General features: G+C 71.5%; 18 protein-coding genes. 4 read left to right on the forward strand and 14 right to left on the reverse strand.

Annotated features, from left to right (window positions below; all coding sequences use genetic code 11):
* Positions 1–3: 3 nt before the first annotated feature.
* The 6 genes from ACIP63_RS30435 to ACIP63_RS30460 form a co-directional block, all read right to left on the reverse strand.
* The gene (locus tag ACIP63_RS30435; RefSeq protein WP_401521985.1) at positions 4–486 is read right to left on the reverse strand and encodes a GNAT family N-acetyltransferase; all 483 of its coding nucleotides are present in this window, start codon (positions 484–486) and stop codon (positions 4–6) included.
* A 33-nt stretch (positions 487–519) separates the two neighbouring features.
* Positions 520–1,314 carry an SDR family NAD(P)-dependent oxidoreductase gene (locus tag ACIP63_RS30440; RefSeq protein WP_401521987.1) on the reverse strand — a complete coding sequence of 265 codons (795 nt, stop codon included), beginning with the start codon at positions 1,312–1,314 and terminating at the stop codon, positions 520–522.
* The gene (locus ACIP63_RS30445) at positions 1,311–2,471 is read right to left on the reverse strand and encodes a serine hydrolase domain-containing protein (protein ID WP_401522472.1); all 1,161 of its coding nucleotides are present in this window, start codon (positions 2,469–2,471) and stop codon (positions 1,311–1,313) included. The genes ACIP63_RS30440 and ACIP63_RS30445 overlap by 4 nt, the downstream gene beginning before the upstream one ends.
* Before the next feature lie 77 nt (positions 2,472–2,548).
* On the reverse strand, positions 2,549–3,319 hold the full coding sequence (locus ACIP63_RS30450) for an energy-coupling factor ABC transporter ATP-binding protein (RefSeq protein ID WP_401521991.1): 771 nt from the start codon (positions 3,317–3,319) through the stop codon (positions 2,549–2,551).
* Positions 3,316–4,077 carry a cobalt ECF transporter T component CbiQ gene (cbiQ, locus tag ACIP63_RS30455; RefSeq protein WP_401521994.1) on the reverse strand — a complete coding sequence of 254 codons (762 nt, stop codon included), beginning with the start codon at positions 4,075–4,077 and terminating at the stop codon, positions 3,316–3,318. The genes ACIP63_RS30450 and cbiQ overlap by 4 nt, the downstream gene beginning before the upstream one ends.
* Position 4,078: 1 nt before the next feature.
* A complete protein-coding gene (locus tag ACIP63_RS30460; protein WP_401521996.1) occupies positions 4,079–5,137 on the reverse strand; it encodes an energy-coupling factor ABC transporter permease in 1,059 nt (352 codons plus the stop codon).
* A 177-nt stretch (positions 5,138–5,314) separates the two neighbouring features.
* Between ACIP63_RS30460 and ACIP63_RS30465 the strand changes: the two genes are divergently transcribed.
* Positions 5,315–5,674: an SsgA family sporulation/cell division regulator gene (locus tag ACIP63_RS30465; protein WP_401521998.1), complete on the forward strand. Its 360-nt coding sequence runs from the start codon at positions 5,315–5,317 to the stop codon at positions 5,672–5,674.
* 125 nt (positions 5,675–5,799) lie between these two features.
* Here the strand turns inward: ACIP63_RS30465 and ACIP63_RS30470 are convergent, their stop codons facing one another.
* Together ACIP63_RS30470 and ACIP63_RS30475 are read right to left on the reverse strand one after the other, a co-directional pair.
* Positions 5,800–8,016, reverse strand: coding sequence for an MMPL family transporter (locus ACIP63_RS30470; protein WP_401522000.1), 2,217 nt, complete (start codon positions 8,014–8,016; stop codon positions 5,800–5,802).
* Positions 8,017–8,135: 119 nt separating this feature from the next.
* Complete coding sequence (locus ACIP63_RS30475; protein ID WP_401522003.1) at positions 8,136–8,708, reverse strand: TetR/AcrR family transcriptional regulator; 573 nt, start codon at positions 8,706–8,708, stop codon at positions 8,136–8,138.
* A gap of 178 nt (positions 8,709–8,886) precedes the next feature.
* Between ACIP63_RS30475 and ACIP63_RS30480 the strand changes: the two genes are divergently transcribed.
* Complete coding sequence (locus ACIP63_RS30480) at positions 8,887–12,279, forward strand: S41 family peptidase (RefSeq protein WP_401522005.1); 3,393 nt, start codon at positions 8,887–8,889, stop codon at positions 12,277–12,279.
* A gap of 210 nt (positions 12,280–12,489) precedes the next feature.
* Here ACIP63_RS30480 and ACIP63_RS30485 read toward each other — a convergent pair whose 3' ends face one another.
* From ACIP63_RS30485 to ACIP63_RS30500, 4 genes are all read right to left on the reverse strand, one after another.
* Positions 12,490–12,711, reverse strand: coding sequence for a hypothetical protein (locus ACIP63_RS30485; RefSeq protein WP_401522008.1), 222 nt, complete (start codon positions 12,709–12,711; stop codon positions 12,490–12,492).
* 86 nt (positions 12,712–12,797) lie between these two features.
* Complete coding sequence (locus tag ACIP63_RS30490; RefSeq protein WP_401522011.1) at positions 12,798–13,682, reverse strand: SDR family oxidoreductase; 885 nt, start codon at positions 13,680–13,682, stop codon at positions 12,798–12,800.
* On the reverse strand, positions 13,679–14,635 hold the full coding sequence (locus ACIP63_RS30495) for an alpha/beta fold hydrolase (RefSeq protein WP_401522014.1): 957 nt from the start codon (positions 14,633–14,635) through the stop codon (positions 13,679–13,681). Before ACIP63_RS30495 ends, ACIP63_RS30490 begins: the two co-directional genes overlap by 4 nt.
* Positions 14,632–16,152 (reverse strand): flavin-containing monooxygenase, encoded by a 1,521-nt coding sequence (locus tag ACIP63_RS30500; protein WP_401522017.1) that lies wholly within the window; start codon positions 16,150–16,152, stop codon positions 14,632–14,634. Before ACIP63_RS30500 ends, ACIP63_RS30495 begins: the two co-directional genes overlap by 4 nt.
* 169 nt (positions 16,153–16,321) lie before the next feature.
* Here ACIP63_RS30500 and ACIP63_RS30505 point away from each other — a divergent pair, with 169 nt between their 5' ends.
* Positions 16,322–16,954: a MerR family transcriptional regulator gene (locus ACIP63_RS30505; protein ID WP_401522475.1), complete on the forward strand. Its 633-nt coding sequence runs from the start codon at positions 16,322–16,324 to the stop codon at positions 16,952–16,954.
* Between the two features lie 56 nt (positions 16,955–17,010).
* Here ACIP63_RS30505 and ACIP63_RS30510 read toward each other — a convergent pair whose 3' ends face one another.
* Entirely contained in the window at positions 17,011–17,826 is an 816-nt protein-coding gene (locus ACIP63_RS30510; RefSeq protein WP_401522020.1) for an exodeoxyribonuclease III, read from the reverse strand.
* Positions 17,827–17,876: 50 nt separating this feature from the next.
* Between ACIP63_RS30510 and ACIP63_RS30515 the strand changes: the two genes are divergently transcribed.
* The gene (locus tag ACIP63_RS30515) at positions 17,877–18,365 is read left to right on the forward strand and encodes a GNAT family N-acetyltransferase (RefSeq protein ID WP_401522023.1); all 489 of its coding nucleotides are present in this window, start codon (positions 17,877–17,879) and stop codon (positions 18,363–18,365) included.
* On the opposite strand, the gene ACIP63_RS30520 is transcribed toward ACIP63_RS30515, so the two are convergent.
* Positions 18,362–19,147, reverse strand: a complete 786-nt coding sequence (locus ACIP63_RS30520) for an SAM-dependent methyltransferase (RefSeq protein WP_401522026.1) — start codon at positions 19,145–19,147, stop codon at positions 18,362–18,364. The two genes, ACIP63_RS30515 and ACIP63_RS30520, sit on opposite strands and share 4 nt — an antisense overlap.
* Positions 19,148–19,190: the final 43 nt, after the last annotated feature.

The raw sequence follows: 19,190 nt of genomic DNA on the forward strand, positions 1-19,190 counted from the left end.
ACGTCACCGCGCGGCCGAGGCCGCCAGCTCCACGACCACCTCGCCGTCCTCCTCCTCGCCCGTGGGCCGGAAGCCGAGCGAGGTGTAGAGGTGTCCGGCCGCCGTGTTGACGGGATCGTAGGAGAGCCGGAGCACCTCGCAGCCGTCCTGCTCCGCCAGCCACGCGGCCAGCGTGCGTACGGCGGCGCGGCCGACGCCCCGGCCCTGTTCGGGGCCGTCGACGAGCATCCCGCCGATCCAGTACGAGCCGTCCTCGTCCCTGGCCCACATCACGTGTCCGGTCACGGCCTCGTCCCCGTACACCGCGAGCGAGTGCCAGGTGTCCTCGCGCAGGGTCAGCAGCAGATAGCGGGCGGCCAGCGCGGGAGCGTGGGCGCGCTGGGCGTCGAGGGGCGCGATGTCGGCGACCGCACGCCAGTTGGCGTCGTCGACGGGGCGCAGGGTGACGCGCCGGCCGGTCCGGTCGATGAGTCCGTGGTCGATCATCCGGGCAGGGTAGGCAGCGGGCAGGGGCCCCGGCTACCGGGTTTCCCGGTCCCCGTCCATCGCCGCGCGGAAGGCCGTGTTGACGGCGAGCAGGCCGCCGTCGACCCGCAGCGTGGTGCCGGTGATCCAGGCCGCGTCCGGGGAGACGAGGAAGGCGACGGCGGACGCGATGTCGTTCGGTTCGCCGACCCGCCCCAGCGGGTAGAGCGCGGCGGCCCGCTCCAGCTCGGCCTCGCGGCCCGCCCAGGCGTCCGTACGGACCGTGCCTGGCGCGACGAGGTTGACGCGGACGCCGCGGGGTCCGGCGTGGCCGGCGAGGGTCCGGGTCAGGCTGGCCAGGCCCGCCTTCGCGGCGCTGTAGGCGTGACCGCCGAAGTCCTGTTCGCCGTTGACCGAGCCGATGTTGACGACGGAGCCCCGGCCGGAGGCCACCAGGTGCGGCAGTGCGGCGCGGGAGCAGCGGTAGGGGCCGGTCAGGGTGATGTCGAGGCTGCGGGCCCAGACCTCGTCCGCCTCGTCCTCGAAGAGCGGGGCGTCCACATGGTCGGCGTAGGCGTTGTTGACCAGGACGTCGAGCCTCCCGAAGGCGGCGGCCGCGTGGGCCACCGCCGCCTCGACCGCCGCCCGGTCGCCCACGTCGCAGGCCAGGGCTTCGGCGGTGCCGCCCGTCGCGCGTATCCCGGCCGCCGTGCGCTCGGCGCGGTCTGCGTCCAGGTCGGTGACGAGGACGGCCGCCCCCTCGGAGGCGAGCCGGCGGGCGGTGGCCGCCCCGATGCCTTGTCCCGCGCCCGTGAGGAGGGCGGCGTATCCGTCGAGGCGAGGAGTCATAGCGCCGACCGTACTGCCCGGACCAGTGCCTGGGCACGGGGATCGGCGGTAACTCCCTTCTGCAGACCGTTCGTCACATAGCCGAGCGCTGTTCCCGTTTCGGGGTCGGCGAAGCCCAGCGAACCGCCGCGGCCGGGGTGCCCGAACGATCCCGGGCCGAGCAGCGGCGCCGCCGGGCCGTGCAGCATGTAGCCGAGGCCGAAGCGGGTGCTGACGACCAGCACACGGTCCGGCCCCGCGGACTCCTCGGTGCGGGCCAGGGTGAGGGTGGCGGGGGCGAACAGCCGCTCTCCGTCGACCTGGCCGATCATCGCGGCGTAGCAGCGGGCGAGCCCGCGCGCGGTGGCGACGCCGTTGGACGCGGGGAGTTCCGCCGCGCGGTAGTCCGGGGCGTTCTCGTCGGGGAAGGGGTCGATCGCTCCGAAGGCGCGGCGGGTCAGCGAGGCCGGATCGGCGTAGGCGTCGACGACGGAACGCTTGGGGCGCATGCGCAGAGCACCGCTGCCCTCGGCAGGCGGGGGCTCGACGGGGCCGATCCGCCCGATGCGGTGCGCCTCGTCGGCCGGGAGCCCGAACCAGAAGTCCAGGCCGAGCGGGCGTGCGATCTCCTCCGCGACCCAGCGGCCGATGGTCCGCCCGGTGACCCTGCGCACCAGTTCGCCGACGAGCCAGCTGTAGGTCTGGGCGTGGTACCCGTGGTCGGTGCCGGGCTCCCACTGGGGCCGCTGGGCGGCGACGGCCGCGGCTCCGGTGGTTCCGTCCGCCGCCTCCTGGGGCGTCAGCGCCCGGTCGAGGGCGGCCAGCCCGGCCCGGTGGGCCAGGAGGTGGCGTACGAGGACGCGTTCCTTGCCGTTCGCCTTGAACTCCGGCCAGTACGTGCCGACGGGGGCGTCGAGGTCCACCTGCCCGCGCTGGTGCAGCAGCAGCGGCACGGCGGCGGCGACACCCTTCCCGGCGGAGCGGACGATCTGGACGGTGTCCACGGCCCAGGGTTCGGTGCCGTCGACGTCTCTCGTACCGGCCCACAGGTCCACGACCTTGCGGCCGTGGTGGTAGAGGGCCACGGCCGCTCCCCGTTCGCCGCGCTGTTCGAAGTTACGGACGAAAGCGTCCCGTACCGCCTCGAATCCCGGCGCCACCGTGCCCCGTACGTCCACACCTGCTACCGCGCTCCCGCTCATCCCCCCATGGTGCATCGCGCCGCAGGTGGAACGCGTGGCGGGTCACCTCCTGTTCACGAACGCGGTACGGACACGGAACGCGGGTCGAAGCCGAACGGCAGCTCCAGCCGGTGCCTGCGCATGAGGTCTTCGTCGCACAGGAGGTCGTACGTGCGGTCGTCGGCGGCGATCACCCCGTCACTGAGGATGACGGCACGCGGGCAGAGTTCGAGGGCGTACGGCAGGTCGTGGGTGACCATCAGCACGGTGACGTCCAAGGAGCGCAGGATGTCGGCGAGTTCACGTCGGGAGGCCGGGTCCAGGTTGGAGGAGGGCTCGTCCAGGACGAGGATCTCGGGCTCCATGGCGAGGACGGTGGCGACGGCGACCCGGCGGCGCTGGCCGAAGGAGAGGTGGTGCGGGGGCCGCGCGGCGTACTCCTCCATGCCGACCCGCCTGAGCGCGGTCATGACCCGCTCCTCCAGATCGGGGCCGCGCAGTCCGGCCGCGGCGGGCCCGAAGGCGACGTCCTCGCGGACGGTCGGCATGAAGAGCTGGTCGTCGGGGTCCTGGAAGACGATGCCGACGCGGCGGCGGATCTCGGCGAGGTGCCGCTTCTGCACGGGCAGCCCGGCGACCCGGACGGTGCCGGCGCCCGCGTCGAGGATGCCGTTGAGGTGGAGGACGAGGGTGGTCTTGCCCGCGCCGTTGGGGCCGAGCAGCGCCACGCGTTCACCGCGGGCCACGGTCAGATCGACGCCGAAGAGGGCCTGGTGGCCGTCGGGGTAGGCGTAGGCGAGGCCGCTGACCTCGAGGGACGGGGCGGGGGCGGTGGGCAGGCTCATACGGTCCATCCCAGCAGACATATGGCGAGGGCGAGCACGGGGAGGGTCGCGGCGTGCGCCCACTGGGTGCGGGAGGCGGTCACCTCGTCGATCACCGGCATGGTGCCGGTGTAGCCGCGGCTGACCATCGCGAGGTGGACGCGCTCGCCGCGCTCGTAGGACCGGATGAAGAGGGCGCCCGCCGTCTTGGCGAGGACGCTCCAGTGCCGTACCCCGCTCGCCTCGAAGCCCCGGGAGCGCCGTGCGATCGACATCCGGCGCAGCTCGTCGGTGATGACGTCGCCGTACCGGATCATGAAGGACGCGATCTGGACGAGCATCGGCGGCAGCCGGAGCCGCTGGAGGCCGAGCAGCAGGGAGCGCAGCTCGGTGGTCGAGGCGAGGATCACCGAGGCGGCCACGCCGAGGGTGCCTTTCGCGAGGACGTTCCAGGCGCCCCAGAGGCCGGGGACGCTGACGGAGACGCCGAGCAGCTCGGTCTGCTCCCCCGGCACCACGAACGGCATGAGCAGCGCGAACGCCACGAACGGCACCTCGATGACCAGCCGCTTCAGCAGAAACCCGGCGGGGATCCGGGCCACGGCGGCGACGGCGGCGAGCAGCACGGCGTACAGGCCGAAGGCCCAGACGGCCTCGCGCGGGGTGGAGACGACGACCACGACGAAGCACAGGACGGCGGCGAGCTTGCAGTGCGGCGGCAGGGCGTGGACCGGTGAGTGCGCGTGCCGGTAGAGCTTGTGCGCGTGACCTGCGCCCATGTCAGACGGACTCGGTGGTGCGGGACCCGGTGGCCTCCGGCGCCCGGCGCCTGCGCACGGCCCAGAAGACGCCGCTGCCGACGGCGACGGTGACGCCGACGCCGATCACTCCGGCGAGGCCGCCGGAGACGCGGGCGTTGCCGATGTCCTTGACGCCGTAGTCGGCGAGCGGGGAGCCCGCCGCGTCGTGTTCCTGGACCTTCTCGTCGATGCCCTTGTCGGCGGCGACCTTCTCCAGGCCGTCGGGGTTCGCGGAGGCGTAGAAGGAGACGAAGCCCGCGAGGACGAGCGCGGCGACCAGGCCGGCGGCCCAGACCCCGCGCGTGGAGCGGGCGGCCGCGGGTGCGGGCGAGGGGGCAGGTGCGGCCGGTGCGTCGACGAGTTCGCCGTCGACACGGAGCTTGAGCGGGGCGGCGAGTCCGCGCGCCCCGTGCACCAGGTCGGGACGCACGGCGATCACGGCACCGACGGTCAGCGCGGTGATCGCGGCCTCCCCGATGCCGATGAGGACATGGACGCCGACCATCGCGGTGAGCACCTTGCCGATGGGTACGTCGGTGGTGCCGCCGATCGCGTAGATGAGGGTGAACGCGACGGCGGCGGCGGGCACCGAGACGAGCGCGGCCACGAAGGCGGCGGCGGTCGTCGAGCGGCGGGTGCGGGGCAGCACACGGGTCAGCCCGCGGAAGAGCGCGTAGGCGACGACGGTGGTGACGACCCCCATCACCGTGATGTTCACGCCGAGCGCGGTGAGGCCGCCGTCGGCGAAGAGGATGCCCTGCATCAGCAGGACGACCGCTATGCACAGCAGCCCCGTGTAGGGGCCGACAAGGATCGCGGCCAGGGCCCCGCCCAGGAGGTGTCCGCTGGTGCCGGCCGCGACCGGGAAGTTCAGCATCTGCACGGCGAAGATGAACGCGGCGACGAGGCCGGCGAGCGGCGCGGTGCGCTCGTCCAGTTCCCGCCGGGCACCGCGGAGACCGACGGCGACCGCGCCTGCGGCGACGACACCTGCGACGGCGGAGACGGGTGCGTTGATGAAACCGTCGGGTACATGCATGGAGTGGCTCCGCTTCGGGCGTTACTGCTGGCGGGGTCGGGAAACGCTCCATGATAGTGCCCTGTTGCAAATAGTTCGCAAGAGCGCAGGGGTGACAACTACACCAACCCCCAACATGCCCAAATGGGAATATATGGGACATTAGGGGAAGAGATTTTCACACAGGAGGAGCCGGCCATGTCCCTCGTGATCCAAGAACACGTCCGAGCCCGGCTCATCACCGACGGCCCGGACCCCCGGCGGGTCCCCGTCGAACTGCGCTACGACCCCGAGGGCCCGGGGACCGTCCAGGTCCGGCTCCCCGGCGGCGCCGACCGGGCCTTCGGCCTCGACCTCCTGGAACGCGGGCTGCGCTCCCCCGTCACCCACGGCGACGTACGGATATGGCCGTGCGGCCGTGCCCAGCTGATCCTGGAACTGCACGCGGCGGACGGTGTCACCGTCCTCCAGTTCGACATCGCCCCCGTCATCCGCTTCCTGTCGCGGACCCGCGTCCAGGCGGCGAAGCGCCCTCCGGCCGCCACCACCCCCGCCTGAGCAGGGATGAGCCCCCGTGCCGCGTGCACGGGGGCTCATCATCGCCCCGGTCCCCCGTCCCCACAGGTAACCGGCGCTCCGGGGCCGCGCTCCGCTCACACGCGGGCCCCGGGGTCTCGGGCGGGTCAGACGCGGACCAGCTCCCGCTCCCCGCCGCCCTCGGCCGGGCCGTCCTCGGAGAGGTCCTTGCGCAGGCCCTCGCCCTCGACGTCCACGTTGGGCAGCACACGGTCCAGCCAGCGCGGCAGCCACCAGGCACGCTTGCCCAGCAGGGCGAGCACCGCCGGCACGATGGCCATCCGCACGACGAAGGCGTCGAAGAAGACGGCGATGGCGAGCGAGAAGCCGACCATCTTGATCATCTGCTCCGAGGAACCGATGAAGCCGGCGAAGACGGCCATCATGATCACGGCGGCTGCCGCGACCACGCGGGCCCCGTGCTTGAAGCCGGTGACGATCGCCTGCCCGGGCGTCTCCCCGTGGACGTACGCCTCGCGCATCCGGGTGACCAGGAAGACCTCGTAGTCCATCGCGAGGCCGAAGACCACACCGACCATGAAGATCGGCATCATGCTCATGATCGGACCGGTCTGTTCGACCCCGAAGAGCGATCCCAGCCAGCCCCACTGGAAGACCGCGACGACGGCACCGAGAGCCGCGACCACCGAGAGCAGGAAGCCGAGGGCCGCCTTCAGCGGGACGAGGATCGAGCGGAAGACCACCATCAGCAGCAGGAACGCCAGGCCGACGACGAGCGCCAGGTAGGGCAGCAGCGCGTCGTTCATCTTCTGCGAGAAGTCGATGTTCATGGCCGTGGCGCCGGTGACCAGCACCTCGGCACCGGTGTCGCTCCTGACGGTCTCACCCGCGTCACGGATGGCGTGGACCACGTTCTCCGTCTCGACGGAGCTCGGCCGGTCCTTGGGGATGACCGTGATGGTCGCGGTGTCGCCGGCCTTGTTGAAGGTGGCCGGGGTGACGGCGGCGACGCCGCCGGAGCCCTCGATCTCGTCGGAGACCCTGTTCACCGCGGCCTTGCCGTCGGAGCTGTTCCTGGTGTCGACGACGACCATCAGCGGACCGTTGAACCCGGGGCCGAAGCCGTCGGAGAGCATGTCGTACGCCTGGCGCTGCGTGGTCGACTTCGGCTGGGCGCCCTCGTCCGGCAGACCCATCTCCAGCGAGGCGGCCGGTACGGCGATGGCGCCGAGGCCGATGACGCCGGCCAGCAGGACCCACACCGGCCTGCGCAGCACGAACCGTGCCCAGCGGGTGCCCATGTTCGGCTTCGCCTCGGGCCTGTTCTCCGCCTCGGCGGCCTTGCGCGCCTTGCGCCCCATGACCCGCTTGCCCGCGAAGCCCAGCATCGCCGGCACGAGGGTCAGCGCGATGAGGACGGCGATGGCGACGGTGCCCGCGGCGGCGAAGCCCATCTTGGACAGCATCGGAATGTTCACGACCGCCAGGCCGACGAGAGCGATGACCACGGTGAGGCCCGCGAAGACCACCGCGGACCCGGCCGTTCCGACGGCCCGCCCGGCCGCTTCCTCACGCTCCCGGCCCTCGGCCAGTTCGGCCCGGTAGCGGGAGACGATGAAGAGCGCGTAGTCGATGCCGACCGCGAGACCGATCATCATCGCGAGGGTCGAGGTGGTGGAACCCAGGTCCAGGACGTTGGCGAGTGCGGTGATCGTGGAGACCCCGATGCCCACCCCGATGAGGGCGGTCAGCAGCGGCAGCCCGGCAGCGATCAGCGAGCCGAAGGTGATGACCAGGACGACGGCGGCGATGGCGACGCCGATGATCTCGGTGACCCCCGTCTCCGGCATCACCTGGAGCGCGTCACCACCGATCTCGACCTTCATGCCGCTGCTCTGCGCGTCGTGGCCCGCGTCCTCCAGAGCCTCACGCGTCCCGTCGGTGAGCTCCATGGAGCTCACCTTGTAGGAGACGGAGATGTACGCGGTGGAGCCGTCCTTGCTGACGGCGTTCGCCTGGTACGGGTCCGCGACCGAGGCGATCTGGTCCGAGCCGGACTTCAGCTCGCCGACGATGTCCTGGATCTCGGCCTTGTTGGCGGCCGCGGTGACGGTCTCGCCTTCGGGCGCCTTGAAGACGACCCGGGCGGTCGCGCCGTCGGCGCTGCCTCCGGGGAAACGTTCCTCCAGCAGGTCGAAGGCGCGCTGGGCCTCCGTGCCGGGGATCGAGAAGGAGCTGGAGGTGGCGGTGGCCGCGGCGGTGGCGCCGAATCCGGCCAGCGCCAGCAGAGCCACCCAGATGAGGGCGACGTAACGGCGGCGCCGAAAGGCGAGCCGTCCCAGTTTGTACAGGAATGTAGCCACGGAGGGGTACTCCCGGTCAGGTCGTTGAGTGGAAGAGGGCGTGAGGAACCAGCCCGACGACGAGAGCGGCGTGTCAGGTGGAGCGTCGGGGAGACGGGTCGTACGGGAAAAGGGGGACGTCAGACGCCGAGGGCGGGGAACACCACGGCTTCCGCGTAGTCGGTGAGGAAGGCCTGATCGACGGGCCGGTCCTCGACCAGCTCACGAGCGGCGAACGCGCCGATCATCATGTGCGGTACATAGGAAAGCGCCGGATTGTCCGCACGCACTTCGCCTCTGTCCACGGCCCGCTGGAGCAGCGCACCGAGGCCGGTCATCTCCGGCTCGATCATCAGCTCGCGCAGCGCCTGGAAGAGATCGGGATTGTTGTGCACGGCATGGCTCAGACCCCGCATCAGCGCGGAGTTCCGCTCCATCTGACAGTCGTCGGTCCGCGACATCACGGAGAGGAAGTCCCCGCGGAGCGAACCGGTGTCGACATCGGCAAGGTGCACCGGCTTGTCGTTCCGGAGCGCCTTGACGACCAGCTCGGCCTTGCTCCCCCACTGGCGGTAGAGGGTGGCCTTGCTGGAATGGGTGCGGGCGGCGACGGCGTCCATGGTCAGGGCTTCATAGCCGACCTCGCCGAGCAGATCGAGCACGGCGGAGTACAGCTCGCTCTCGCGTTCGGGCGTGAGCCGGCTGCGTGCCATGGGTCGACCTCCTCTTCCTCGCGTCCGCTGGATCGTACGTCAGTCGAAGATCAACTAACGGAACGAAACTGTTTCGTACACCTTGACGGTACTCCTCTGCCCAAGCGAAACGAAACAGTTTCGCTTGTGTCCTGCACCACAAGTTGCCGCGGGCCCTTCCCACCGAAAGCATTGGAGGGTGAGTGACGACGTCGCGTATCTCCGTTTCCCGCACCTCCACAAGGACTTGCTCTGCTTCGCGGCGGAGGACGACCTCTGGGTCGCTCCTCTCGCCCCGGCGGGGCAGCGGCCCGGCCGGGCGTGGCGGCTGACTGTCGACCGGACCAGGGTCAGTCATCCGCGCTTCTCGCCCGACGGAGGCCGTATCGCCTACACGACCTGGCGCACGCTCGATCCAGAGATCCACCTCGCCCCCGTCGACGGCGGGCCCGCCCGCAGACTCACCTACTGGGGGTCGACCGACGCCCGGGTCTGCGGCTGGAGCCCCGATCCGGGGGACTCGTCCCAGATCCTCGCCGTGTCCTCGCACAACCAGCCGTTCTCGTACTTCTCCTGGGCGTACAGCGTCCCCACCGACGGAAGCCCCGGCGGCAAGCTCCCCTGGGGGCCGGTCTCCGACATCGCGGTCGCCGACATCGACGGCGAGCGGCGCACCCTGCTGCTCACCGGGAAGCCGCCGCACGAGCCGGCGGCCTGGAAGAGGTACCGGGGCGGCGCCATGGGCCGGCTGTGGCTGCACGGCGAGCGGCTGCTGCCGGACATCGGCGGGCACCTGGACTCGCCGATGTTCGTCGGGCGCCGGATCGCCTTCCTCTCCGACCACGAGGGCGTCGGCAATCTGTACTCCTGCCTGATGGACGGCAGCGACCTGCGCCGGCACACGGACCACGACGCGTTCTACGCCCGGCACGCCTCCAGCGACGGCAGCAGGGTCGTCTACCAGTGCGCCGGCGATCTGTGGCTGGTCGAGGATCTGGAGTCGCCGGACGCGGTGCCCCGGAAGCTGGAGGTACGGCTCGGAGGCCCCCGCACGGGCCGGCGTACGTACCAGGTGCCGGCGTCCAGCCACGTCGACTCGCTGTCCGTCGACGAGACGGGCCGGGCCAGCGCGGTCTCCGTGCGCGGCAGCCTCTACTGGCTCACCCACCGCGACGGCCCCGCCCGTACGATCGCCGACACCCCGGGGGTGAGGGTCCGGCTGCCGGAGATGCTCGGCAGCAGCGGCCAGGTCGCGTACGTCACGGACGCGGAGGGGGAGGACGCGGTCGAGATCGCCTACCTCCCCCGGGCCAGCGGCGACCGCCCGCCCCGCAGGCTGGCCGCCGGGCGGCTGGGCAGGGTCCACGAGCTGATCTCCGACCCGGAGGGCGAACGGCTGGCCATCGCGTCGAACGACGGCCGTCTGCTGCTGCTGGACACGGCGGAGGAGGCGGAGGCCGGGGTCGTCGAAGTCGTCGAGGTCATCGAGGACCTGGAGAGCGGGCGCGTGGAAGGCAGCCTCGTGGAGGCGGACGCCAAGGACGTGGGGCTCACGGACAGCGGGGCCGGGGTCACCGAGCTCATCCGCTCCGTGAACGGCCCCGTCCGCGATCTGGCGTTCTCCCCCGACGGACACTGGCTGACCTGGTCGCACCCCGGTGTCGGACGGTCGCTGCGGCAGATCAAGCTGGCCCGGATCACCGGCCCGGACGCCCCGGTGATAGTCGATGTCACCAACGGCCGCTTCGAGGACGAGAACCCCGTCTTCACGGGCGACGGCCGCTATCTCGCCTTCCTCTCCTGGCGCGGATTCGACCCGGTCTACGACGTCCACACCGGCGACCTCTCCTTCCCCCTGGGCTGCCGCCCGTATCTGGTCCCCCTCACCTCGGCCACCCCGTCCCCCTTCGCCCTGCTCCCCGACGGCAGGCCCGCGGCGGGCGGCCTGGACCCGGTGGACATCCCCGAGGGCACGGTCGAGGGGCCGACGGTCATGGTGGAGTTCGAGGGGCTGGAGAACAGGGTGACCCCGTTCCCCGTCTCCGCGTCGAAGTACTCGGGCCTCCAGCCGGTCAGCGGCGGCGGCCTCGTCTGGCTGCGCTGGCCGATCTCCGGCGCGCTGGGCGAGACCTTCGCGAACCCGGCGGACATGTCGGGCCGTCCCACGCTGGAACACTTCAACATCGCCAAGGCCCGCAAGACCGAACTGGTCGGCCACCTGGACTGGTTCGCGGTCAGCGGGGACGCGACGCGGCTGGTCGTCATGGACGACGGAGAGCTGCGCGCCGTGCCGTCCAACGAGCCGGGCGACAACGACACTACGGTCTTCCTCGACCTGCGCCGCATCCTGCACGACGTCGACCCGGCGGCCGAATGGCGCCAGGCGTACGGGGAGGCGGGGCGCATCACCCGGGCCTACTTCTGGGAACCGGACATGTGCGGCATCGACTGGGACGGCGTACTGGAGCAGTACCGCCCGCTGGTCGAACGGGTCGCCTCCCCCGACGAGTTCGCCGACCTGCTGCGCGAGGTCCTGGGCGAGCTGGGCACCTCCCACGCGTACGTCTCGCCCGCCCGCCGCAACGAGGGCCCCCCGCACTACCAGCGCGCGATCGGGCTGCTGGGGGCCAACCTCGTGTGCCGGGACGGCGACTGGACGGTGCAGCGGGTCCTGCCCGGCGACTCCTCCGACTCCAAGGCCCGCTCACCGCTGGCCGGTACGGGGATCCGGGAGGGCGCCGTCCTCACCCATGTCGACGGCCGGCCGGTCGACCCGGTGGCGGGGCCGTACCCGCTGCTGACGGCTGCGGGCGGCACCACGGTGGAGCTGACGTTCCGCCCGGCCGGCGGCGAGTGCGGCGGCCGGTCCCGGCGTATCGCGATCGTCCCCCTGGTCGACGAGCGTCCACTGCGCTACCAGGACTGGGTGGCCAAACGCCGTGAGGTCGTACGGGAGTTGAGCCACGGCAAGTGCGGGTACCTGCACATCCCCGACATGGGCGGCTCCGGCTGGGCCCAGTTCAACCGCGACCTGCGGCTCGAGGTGTCGCGCCCGGCACTGATCGTGGACGTACGGGGCAACGCGGGCGGACACATCAGCGAGCTGGTCGTCGAGAAGCTCACCCGCACCATCCTCGGCTGGGACCTGACCCGCAACGCCCAGGCGGTCAGTTACGCGTCCAACGCGCCCCGGGGGCCGGTCGTCGCCCTCGCCGACGAGGCCACCTCCTCCGACGGGGACATGATCACGGCTGCGTTCCGGCTGCTGAAGACGGGGCCCGTGGTGGGTCAGCGCACCTGGGGCGGCGTGGTCGGGATGACCGGCCGGCACAAGCTCGGCGACGGCACGGTGATCACGGTGCCGATGAACGCGGCCTGGTTCGACACGTACGGCTGGTCCGTCGAGAACTACGGCGTCGAGCCCGACCTGGAGGCCCTGCGCACCCCGCTGGACTGGGCGGAGGGCCGCCACGCGGTGCTGGACGACGCGGTCAGGGTCGCCCTGGACCTCCTGGCCGCCCACCCGGCGTCCACACCCCCGTCCTACGACACGGCCCCGAACCTGCGCCGACCGCCCCTGCCCCCGAGATAGCGCGGCCGAGCCGTAGTCAGCCCCTTGGGGGTCCCCCCGGACGAAGTCTGGGGGAGCTTGAGGAGCGGGGTCCGGGGCGGAGCCCCGAGACCCGCACCGCGCAGGCCCGCCCTGTCACCGCACGCGCACCGCACCCTGCGCACGCGGAAGGGGCGTACCCGGAACCCCGGGTACGCCCCAACAGACCGCGGACGCCAGACGCGTCAGCCGTCAGCGCTCGGAACGCTCACGCGTCCGGTCCGCAGCGTCCTGCGCGCGGTCCCGCGCCTCGGGCCGACGGCCCTGGGCCTGGCCCTGGGCCTTGCCCTGGGGACGGCGCGCAGCGTCGGCGGAACGCTCACGCGCCTCGCCCTGCTTGCCGCCGGCCTTCTGCTGCTTGGCCTGGTCGGCGAGCTCCTGCGCCTTGTCCTTGAACTGGTCTGCGATGCCCATGCTGTTCACTCCTATGTGGGTGCGTGGGGTCGGCCCCGGTGGGACCTCGCTCAGACTTACACACCCGGACATTCACCGCATTTCGATCATCCGCGCTGCACTCGCGCCTTCTGGTCGGCCTCGCCGCCGGCCCCCACGAGTCCCTTGCCGACACCGTCCAGCCGGGACCCGAAGCGCTTCATCTCGCGCTGTCCGACGACCCCTATCACCGCCGGGAGGTACCCCCGGATCGACTGCATCCCCCGCAGCCACCACTGGGCGTACACATGCGCGGAGCGCCGTTCGATCCCGGCCACGATCCGGTCGACCGCCGGGCCGAGGGGATACGTGCGGTTCGTCGGCCACGGCAGGCGCTGCCTCAACTCCCGCATGACGTCGTCCTCGTCGGCGCCACGCACCATGTCCGTGTCGGTCCAGGACAGATAGCCGACCCCGACCTTCACACCCCGGTAGCCGACCTCGCCGCGCAGGCAGTGCGCGAACGCCTCCACGCCCGACTTGGACGCGCAGTACGCGCTCATCATCGGCGCCGGGGTGATCGCCGCCAGCGACGCTATCTGGAGGAAGTAGCCACGGCTCTCGATGAGCACCGGCAGGAACGCCCGTGCCGTCACCGCGCCGCCTATCAGGTTCACCTCGATGACCCTGCGCCACGCCTCCGGGTCGGAGTCCACGAGCGGACCTCCGGTGGCGACGCCCGCGTTGGCGACGACGACGTCGATCTTCCCGAAGCGCGCCTTGACCTCTTCGGCGACCCGGCTCATCGCCTCGTGGTCGGTGACGTCCGCGTGCCAGTGGTCGCTCGGGGAGTGCAGCCGCTCCGAGACCTTCTTCAGCTCGTCCGGCTCCAGGCCGACGAGCGCCAGTGTGGCGCCGCGTGCCGACAGCTTGCGGGCCAGCAGCTCACCCACGCCCCGCGCCGCGCCCGTGACGACGACGACCTGTCCTTCGAGACTCCGCCTGCCGCTCATGCGACCTCCTCCTCGCTCACGGCTTCCGCCGCACTGCCCGCACCGTCCACAGTGACGTACAAGGCCACCAGCTCGCGTAGCTTCGCCGTGACCGCCTCCGGCGCCTCGACGGGCGTCATGTGGCCCATGCCCGCCAGTTCGGTGAGCCCGAGGCTCTGCGGCAGCGCGGCCTCGATGGCCCTCGCGTGCACGGGCGGCGTCAGCCGGTCCTCCGTGCCCGCGATCACCGCGGTCGGGAGCCGCAGTTCCCGCAGACGCGCCTCGAGGTCGAGCTCCGCGAGCACGTGCCCCCAGGCGACGCGTGCCCCGCGAGGACACGCGTGGACGATCCTGGCACAGGTTTCCACCCGTTCCGGGGCAGAACCGCGCCCCATCGTGGCGTACTTGAGGATCGCCTTCGACACCGCGTTGACCGGACCGAGCGGCGCGCGCGCACCGAGGACCGCCGCGGTCATCCGGGTGCGGAGGGCACCGGCCCGCAGCGGGAGCACCAGCGACTCCGCCGTGAGGCGCGAGCTTCCGGTGCTGCACAGCAGCACGGCCGCCCCGTGCTCCCGTACGGCGGCGCGGCCGGCCGCCGCCATCAGCGTCATCCCGCCCATGGAGTGCCCGCCGAGCACGGCCTGCTGCCCCGGCGCGAGCGTGGCCTTCAGCACCGCCTCCAGGTCGTCGGCCAGCGCCCGCGTGCTGTACCCGCCGGGGCCGGGGTCGGGCGTACGCCCGTGGCCCCGCTGGTCGTAGACGACGACCCGGTGGTCCACCGCGAGGTCCCGCACCTGGGCGTCCCAGAAGCGGGTGTTGCAGGTCCAGCCGTGGGCGAGGACCACGGCCGGCGCACCCTCGGGCCCGTGCAGTTCGACGTGGATGCGAGACCCGTCGGCGGAGACGACGCTCAGTTCGCGTGCGGCCACGGGTATGAGCGGGCTCTCCGCCCGCTGGGTCAGCCTGCTCATCGTGCGGCCTCCTCGGTCACGGCCCGCGCCGCGGAGCTGATGACGGGGGGACGGATGACGTCGTACTCACCCAGGTCGACCGAGCGGGTGGCCCGCCGGAATTCGGCCGTGGTGCCCGGCCAGACCGTGGTGTTGCGTCCGTTGTCGTCGAGGTACCAGCTGGTGCAGCCGCCGGTGTTCCAGACGGTCCGCTTCATCCGTTCCTGGACCCGGTGGTTCCAGGCGCCCACGGCGGCCGGCCGCGCGTCGAGCGCGACGCGCCCGCCCAGGACGTCCAGCTGGCGCATGAAGTCGGCCATGTAGTTCAGCTGGGACTCGATCATGAGGATCATCGAGGAGTTCCCGAGCCCCGTGTTGGGGCCGATGATCGTCATCCAGTTCGGGAAGCCGGCGGCGGTCGCACCCCGCAGCGCCTGCATCCCGTCCTTCCAGGACTCGGCGAGGGTGATGCCGTCGGCGCCGACGACCCGGGTCGCGATCGGCATGTCCGTCACATGGAAGCCGGTGCCGAGGATGATCACGTCGGCCTCGGTCTCCGTGCCGTCCGACCCGACCAGCGTGGAGCCCCGCACCTCGGAGAGGCCGGAGTCGACCACGTCCACATTCGGCTGCGCGAGCGCCGGGTAGTAGGCGTTGGAGAGCAGGATGCGCTTGCAGCCGATGCGGTACGAGGGGGTCAGCTTGGCCCGCAGCGCGGGGTCCTTGACGGCCCGCGCCATGTTCGACTTGGCTATCGTCTCGACCAGCCCGAGCTGGTTGGGGTGCTTGGTGAAGGCGCCCACCTGCAACTCCCGGATGCCCCACAGGAGTCCGCGCCGCGCGGTGGCCGTGAAGGGGAGCGCCCGGTGCAGCCACTTCTCGGCGCCGCTGATGGCACGGTCCATGCGGGGCATGACCCAGGGCGGGGTCCGCTGGAAGAGGGTGAGCCGGCCGGCCTTCGGCTGGATCTCCGGGACGATCTGGATCGCGGAGGCACCGGTGCCGACCACGGCGACGCGCTTGCCGCTCAGGTCGTAGTCGTGGTCCCACTGCGCGGAGTGGAAGACCTTGCCCGGGAATTCGGCGAGCCCCGGTATGTCCGGCAGCTTCGGGTCGGAGAGCGGGCCGGTGGCGGACACGACGGCGTCGGCCGTGATCGTGGCGCCGTTCGCCGTCTCGATCACCCAGTGCAGCTCGTCGTTGTCCCAGCGCATGACCGTGACTTCGTGGTTCAGCCTGATGTGCGGGCGCAGCCCGAAGGTCTCGGCCACGTGCTCCAGGTAGGCGCGGATGTGCTGCTGCCCGGAGAAGGTGCGCGGCCAGTCGGGATTGGGCGCGAACGAGAACGAATACAGGTGGGACGGGACGTCGCAGGCGCAGCCCGGGTAGCTGTTGTCCCGCCAGGTGCCGCCGACGGCACCGGCGCGTTCGAGGACCAGGAAATCGGTGATGCCTTCGCGGCGGAGCCGGACCGCGGCCCCGAGGCCCCCGAATCCGGATCCGATCACCGCCACTCGTACGTGCTCGTGCTGGGCCATGCTGCCGCCTCCCCGCGGTACGTGACACGACTCTGCCAGCAATCACTGGCATTGTTGGGAGAGTAGGGCAGCTCCGTACCGATGGGTAGGGGTCGGACCGAGGAAAGTTACCGGCGGTACAACATAGGGTGCGGGTGTGGCTGAAGGACGCGAGCACCGCGAGTACCGCATGGAGGAGCTGGCCGAGGAGGCCGGCATCACCGTGCGCACCCTGCGCTTCTACCGGGAGCGCGGCCTGATCCAGCCACCTCGCCGTGAAGGCCGCATCGCCTGGTACGACGACCACCACCTGGCCCGGCTGCGCACCATCACGGGCCTGCTGGAGCGGGGCCACACCCTCAACGGCATCGCCGACCTCGCCAGCACCTTCGACAGCGGCCGCGATGTCGCCGAGGTGCTGGGCCTGGGCGAGCCGACCGAGGAGACCCCGGTCCGGCTCACGCCCGAGCAGCTCGCCGACTACTTCCAGGACCAGGCGACGGCGGAGAACCTCGCCGCCGCCATGGAGCTGGGCTATCTCGGCGTCGACGGCGACGAGATCGTCCACATCAGCCGCCGGCTGCTGGAGGCGTCGTCCGAACTGGTGCGGGCCGGGGTCCCGCTCGACGCCGTGCTCACCGCGGGCCGCCAGGTCCGCGAGCACGCCGACGCCCTCGCCGACCTCTTCGTACGCGTCCTGCGCGCCCACACCGCGCAGACCGAGCCGGAGCAACTGCGCACGCTCGCCCAGGCGGTGGTGGACGCCGAGCTGTCGATGGCCCTGGACCGGCGGCTACGGCGCGAGGACGACCAGCACGCGTAACCGAGGCCGGCGAGCCCCAGCACGCGTGGCCGAACGGCCACCGCCCCGGGGGACGATCAGCGCTCGTACGTGACCGTCACCGGCGCGTGGTCACTCCACCGCTCGCCGTGCGTGGCGGCGCGCTCCACCCACGCCTTGGCCGCACGCCCGGCGAGGCCGGGGGTGGCCACCTGGTAGTCGATGCGCCAGCCGGCGTCGTTGTCGAAGGCCCTGCCCCGGTAGGACCACCAGGAATACGGGCCCTCCTCCTCCGGGTGCAGCGCGCGGACCACATCGACGTACGCCGCCTCGTCGAACACCCGGCTCAGCCACTCCCTCTCCTCGGGGAGGAAGCCGGAGTTCTTCTTGTTGGACTTCCAGTTCTTGAGGTCGGCCTCCCGGTGCGCGATGTTCCAGTCGCCGCACACGACGACCTCGCGCCCCTCCGCCGCCGCCCGCGCCTTCAGGCCCTGGAGATAGGGGAGGAAGGCGGCCATGAAGCGCTCCTTCTCCTCCTGCCTCTCCGTGCCGACCTCGCCGGACGGCAGGTAGAGGCTGGCGACCGTCACGCCCGGCAGGTCCACCTCGACGTAGCGGCCGGAGGTGTCGAATTCCTCACACCCCGGCACGTCGAACCCGCCGAACCCGGTCTGGACGCGCTCCGGCGCGTGCCGGGTGTAAACAGCGACGCCCGCACGCCCCTTCGTCGCGGCCGGGGCGAACACGACGTGCCAACCCTCGGGCGCACGCACCTCTTCAGGGAGCTGCTGCGCTTCGGCCCGGACTTCCTGGAGGCAGATCACATCGGCCTCGGTCTGCCCCAGCCACTCGACGAAGCCCTTCTTCGCGGCGGCACGGAGCCCGTTCACGTTCACGGTGGTAACAGTCAGCATCCAGGTACAGTACCTACACATAGCGGATGCATACATGTACTATGGCGCGCATGAATATCCACCCTCGGCCCTTCGACCACCCCGACGCCGTGAAACTCAACGACCAGGTGCAGCTCGAATACGCCGAGCGCTACGGCGACGAGGGCGACATCACACCGCTCGACGCCACCATGTTCGATCCGCCTCGCGGACTGTATCTGCTCGCCTACGACGAGCAGAACCGTCCTGTGGCCACCGGCGGCTGGCGCAGCCAGGAGCGGAACGACGAGGGCTACTCCGACGGCGACGCCGAGATCAAGCGGATGTTCGTCATCCCCGAGGGCCGCGGCCGGGGTCTCGCCCGCCGTCTCCTCGCCGCCCTGGAGGACGACGCCCGCGCCGCCGGCCGCACGCGCATGGTCCTGGAGACCGGCGACCAGCAGCCCGAGGCCATAGCGCTGTACACGTCCAGCGGCTACACGCTCTGCGAGAAGTTCGGGCACTACCGCACGTACGACAGCAGCATCTGCATGGCCAAGCCGCTGGTACAGCCCTCCTAGGGGACCCGCGCCACACCCACGTAGAACCCGCTCCGCTCGTACGCCGGCGCGGGCTCCTCCTGGTACCACTCGGGAGCCGTGACCAGCCCCGGCTCGACGAGCTCCAGCCCCTCGAAGAACGGCGCGACCTCCGCCCGCGTGCGCATGCGCAGCGCGATCGCCCCCTTCTTGTACGCGGACTCCGTCTCCTGCTTGAGCTCGGGATGCTGATCGGCGGTCCCGTGCGACAGCACGAGGAAGCTCCCCGGAGGCAGCGCCCCGACCAGCGTCCGGGTGATGCCGTACGGATCCTGCTCGTCGGGCAGGAAGTGCATCAGCGCGATGAGGGACAGCGCGACGGGCTTCCCGAAGTCGAGTGACCGCGCCGCCTGTTCGAGAATCGCCTCCGGCTGCCGCACATCCCCGTGGACGTAGTCGGTCGCGCCCTCGGGGTGGCTCACCAGCAGCGCTTCCGCGTGACGCAGCACGATGGGGTCGTTGTCCGCGTAGACGACCCTGGCACCCGGGGTGACGGCCTGGACGATCTGATGGAGGTTCGGCGAGGTGGGGATGCCGGTCCCGATGTCCAGGAACTGCCCGACGCCCTGCCGGGCCAGCCAGGCGGAGGCGCGGTGCATGAAAGCCCGGTTCCGCGCCGCGTTCGCTCGCGCCTCGGCGGGCAGCTTCTCACCGACCTCCTGATCGACCGGGTAGTTGTCCTTCCCGCCGAGCAGCCAGTCGTAGACCCGTGCCGGGTGCGGCTTGCTGGTGTCGATGCGGGAGCTGGGTATACCGGCTGTCACAGTGCGCCCTCCTACGGAACCACGAACAGGCACCCCGCACCTG

Origin of the sequence: Streptomyces sp. NPDC088746 (assembly GCF_044751065.1) — a bacterium.
In the GTDB taxonomy this organism is placed as follows: domain Bacteria; phylum Actinomycetota; class Actinomycetes; order Streptomycetales; family Streptomycetaceae; genus Streptomyces.

What these genes read in the sequence shown, in the direction of transcription:
- ACIP63_RS30495 (WP_401522014.1), bottom strand. Translation starts at nt 14,635, where the DNA reads ATGAGCAGGCTGACCCAGCGGGCGGAGAGCCCGCTCATACCCGTGGCC.
- ACIP63_RS30465 (WP_401521998.1), top strand. Translation starts at nt 5,315, where the DNA reads ATGTCCCTCGTGATCCAAGAACACGTCCGAGCCCGGCTCATCACCGAC.
- ACIP63_RS30500 (WP_401522017.1), bottom strand. Translation starts at nt 16,152, where the DNA reads ATGGCCCAGCACGAGCACGTACGAGTGGCGGTGATCGGATCCGGATTC.
- ACIP63_RS30505 (WP_401522475.1), top strand. Translation starts at nt 16,322, where the DNA reads ATGGAGGAGCTGGCCGAGGAGGCCGGCATCACCGTGCGCACCCTGCGC.
- cbiQ (WP_401521994.1), bottom strand. Translation starts at nt 4,077, where the DNA reads ATGGGCGCAGGTCACGCGCACAAGCTCTACCGGCACGCGCACTCACCG.
- ACIP63_RS30485 (WP_401522008.1), bottom strand. Translation starts at nt 12,711, where the DNA reads ATGGGCATCGCAGACCAGTTCAAGGACAAGGCGCAGGAGCTCGCCGAC.
- ACIP63_RS30460 (WP_401521996.1), bottom strand. Translation starts at nt 5,137, where the DNA reads ATGCATGTACCCGACGGTTTCATCAACGCACCCGTCTCCGCCGTCGCA.
- ACIP63_RS30440 (WP_401521987.1), bottom strand. Translation starts at nt 1,314, where the DNA reads ATGACTCCTCGCCTCGACGGATACGCCGCCCTCCTCACGGGCGCGGGA.
- ACIP63_RS30450 (WP_401521991.1), bottom strand. Translation starts at nt 3,319, where the DNA reads ATGAGCCTGCCCACCGCCCCCGCCCCGTCCCTCGAGGTCAGCGGCCTC.
- ACIP63_RS30515 (WP_401522023.1), top strand. Translation starts at nt 17,877, where the DNA reads ATGAATATCCACCCTCGGCCCTTCGACCACCCCGACGCCGTGAAACTC.
- ACIP63_RS30510 (WP_401522020.1), bottom strand. Translation starts at nt 17,826, where the DNA reads ATGCTGACTGTTACCACCGTGAACGTGAACGGGCTCCGTGCCGCCGCG.
- ACIP63_RS30435 (WP_401521985.1), bottom strand. Translation starts at nt 486, where the DNA reads ATGATCGACCACGGACTCATCGACCGGACCGGCCGGCGCGTCACCCTG.
- ACIP63_RS30475 (WP_401522003.1), bottom strand. Translation starts at nt 8,708, where the DNA reads ATGGCACGCAGCCGGCTCACGCCCGAACGCGAGAGCGAGCTGTACTCC.
- ACIP63_RS30490 (WP_401522011.1), bottom strand. Translation starts at nt 13,682, where the DNA reads ATGAGCGGCAGGCGGAGTCTCGAAGGACAGGTCGTCGTCGTCACGGGC.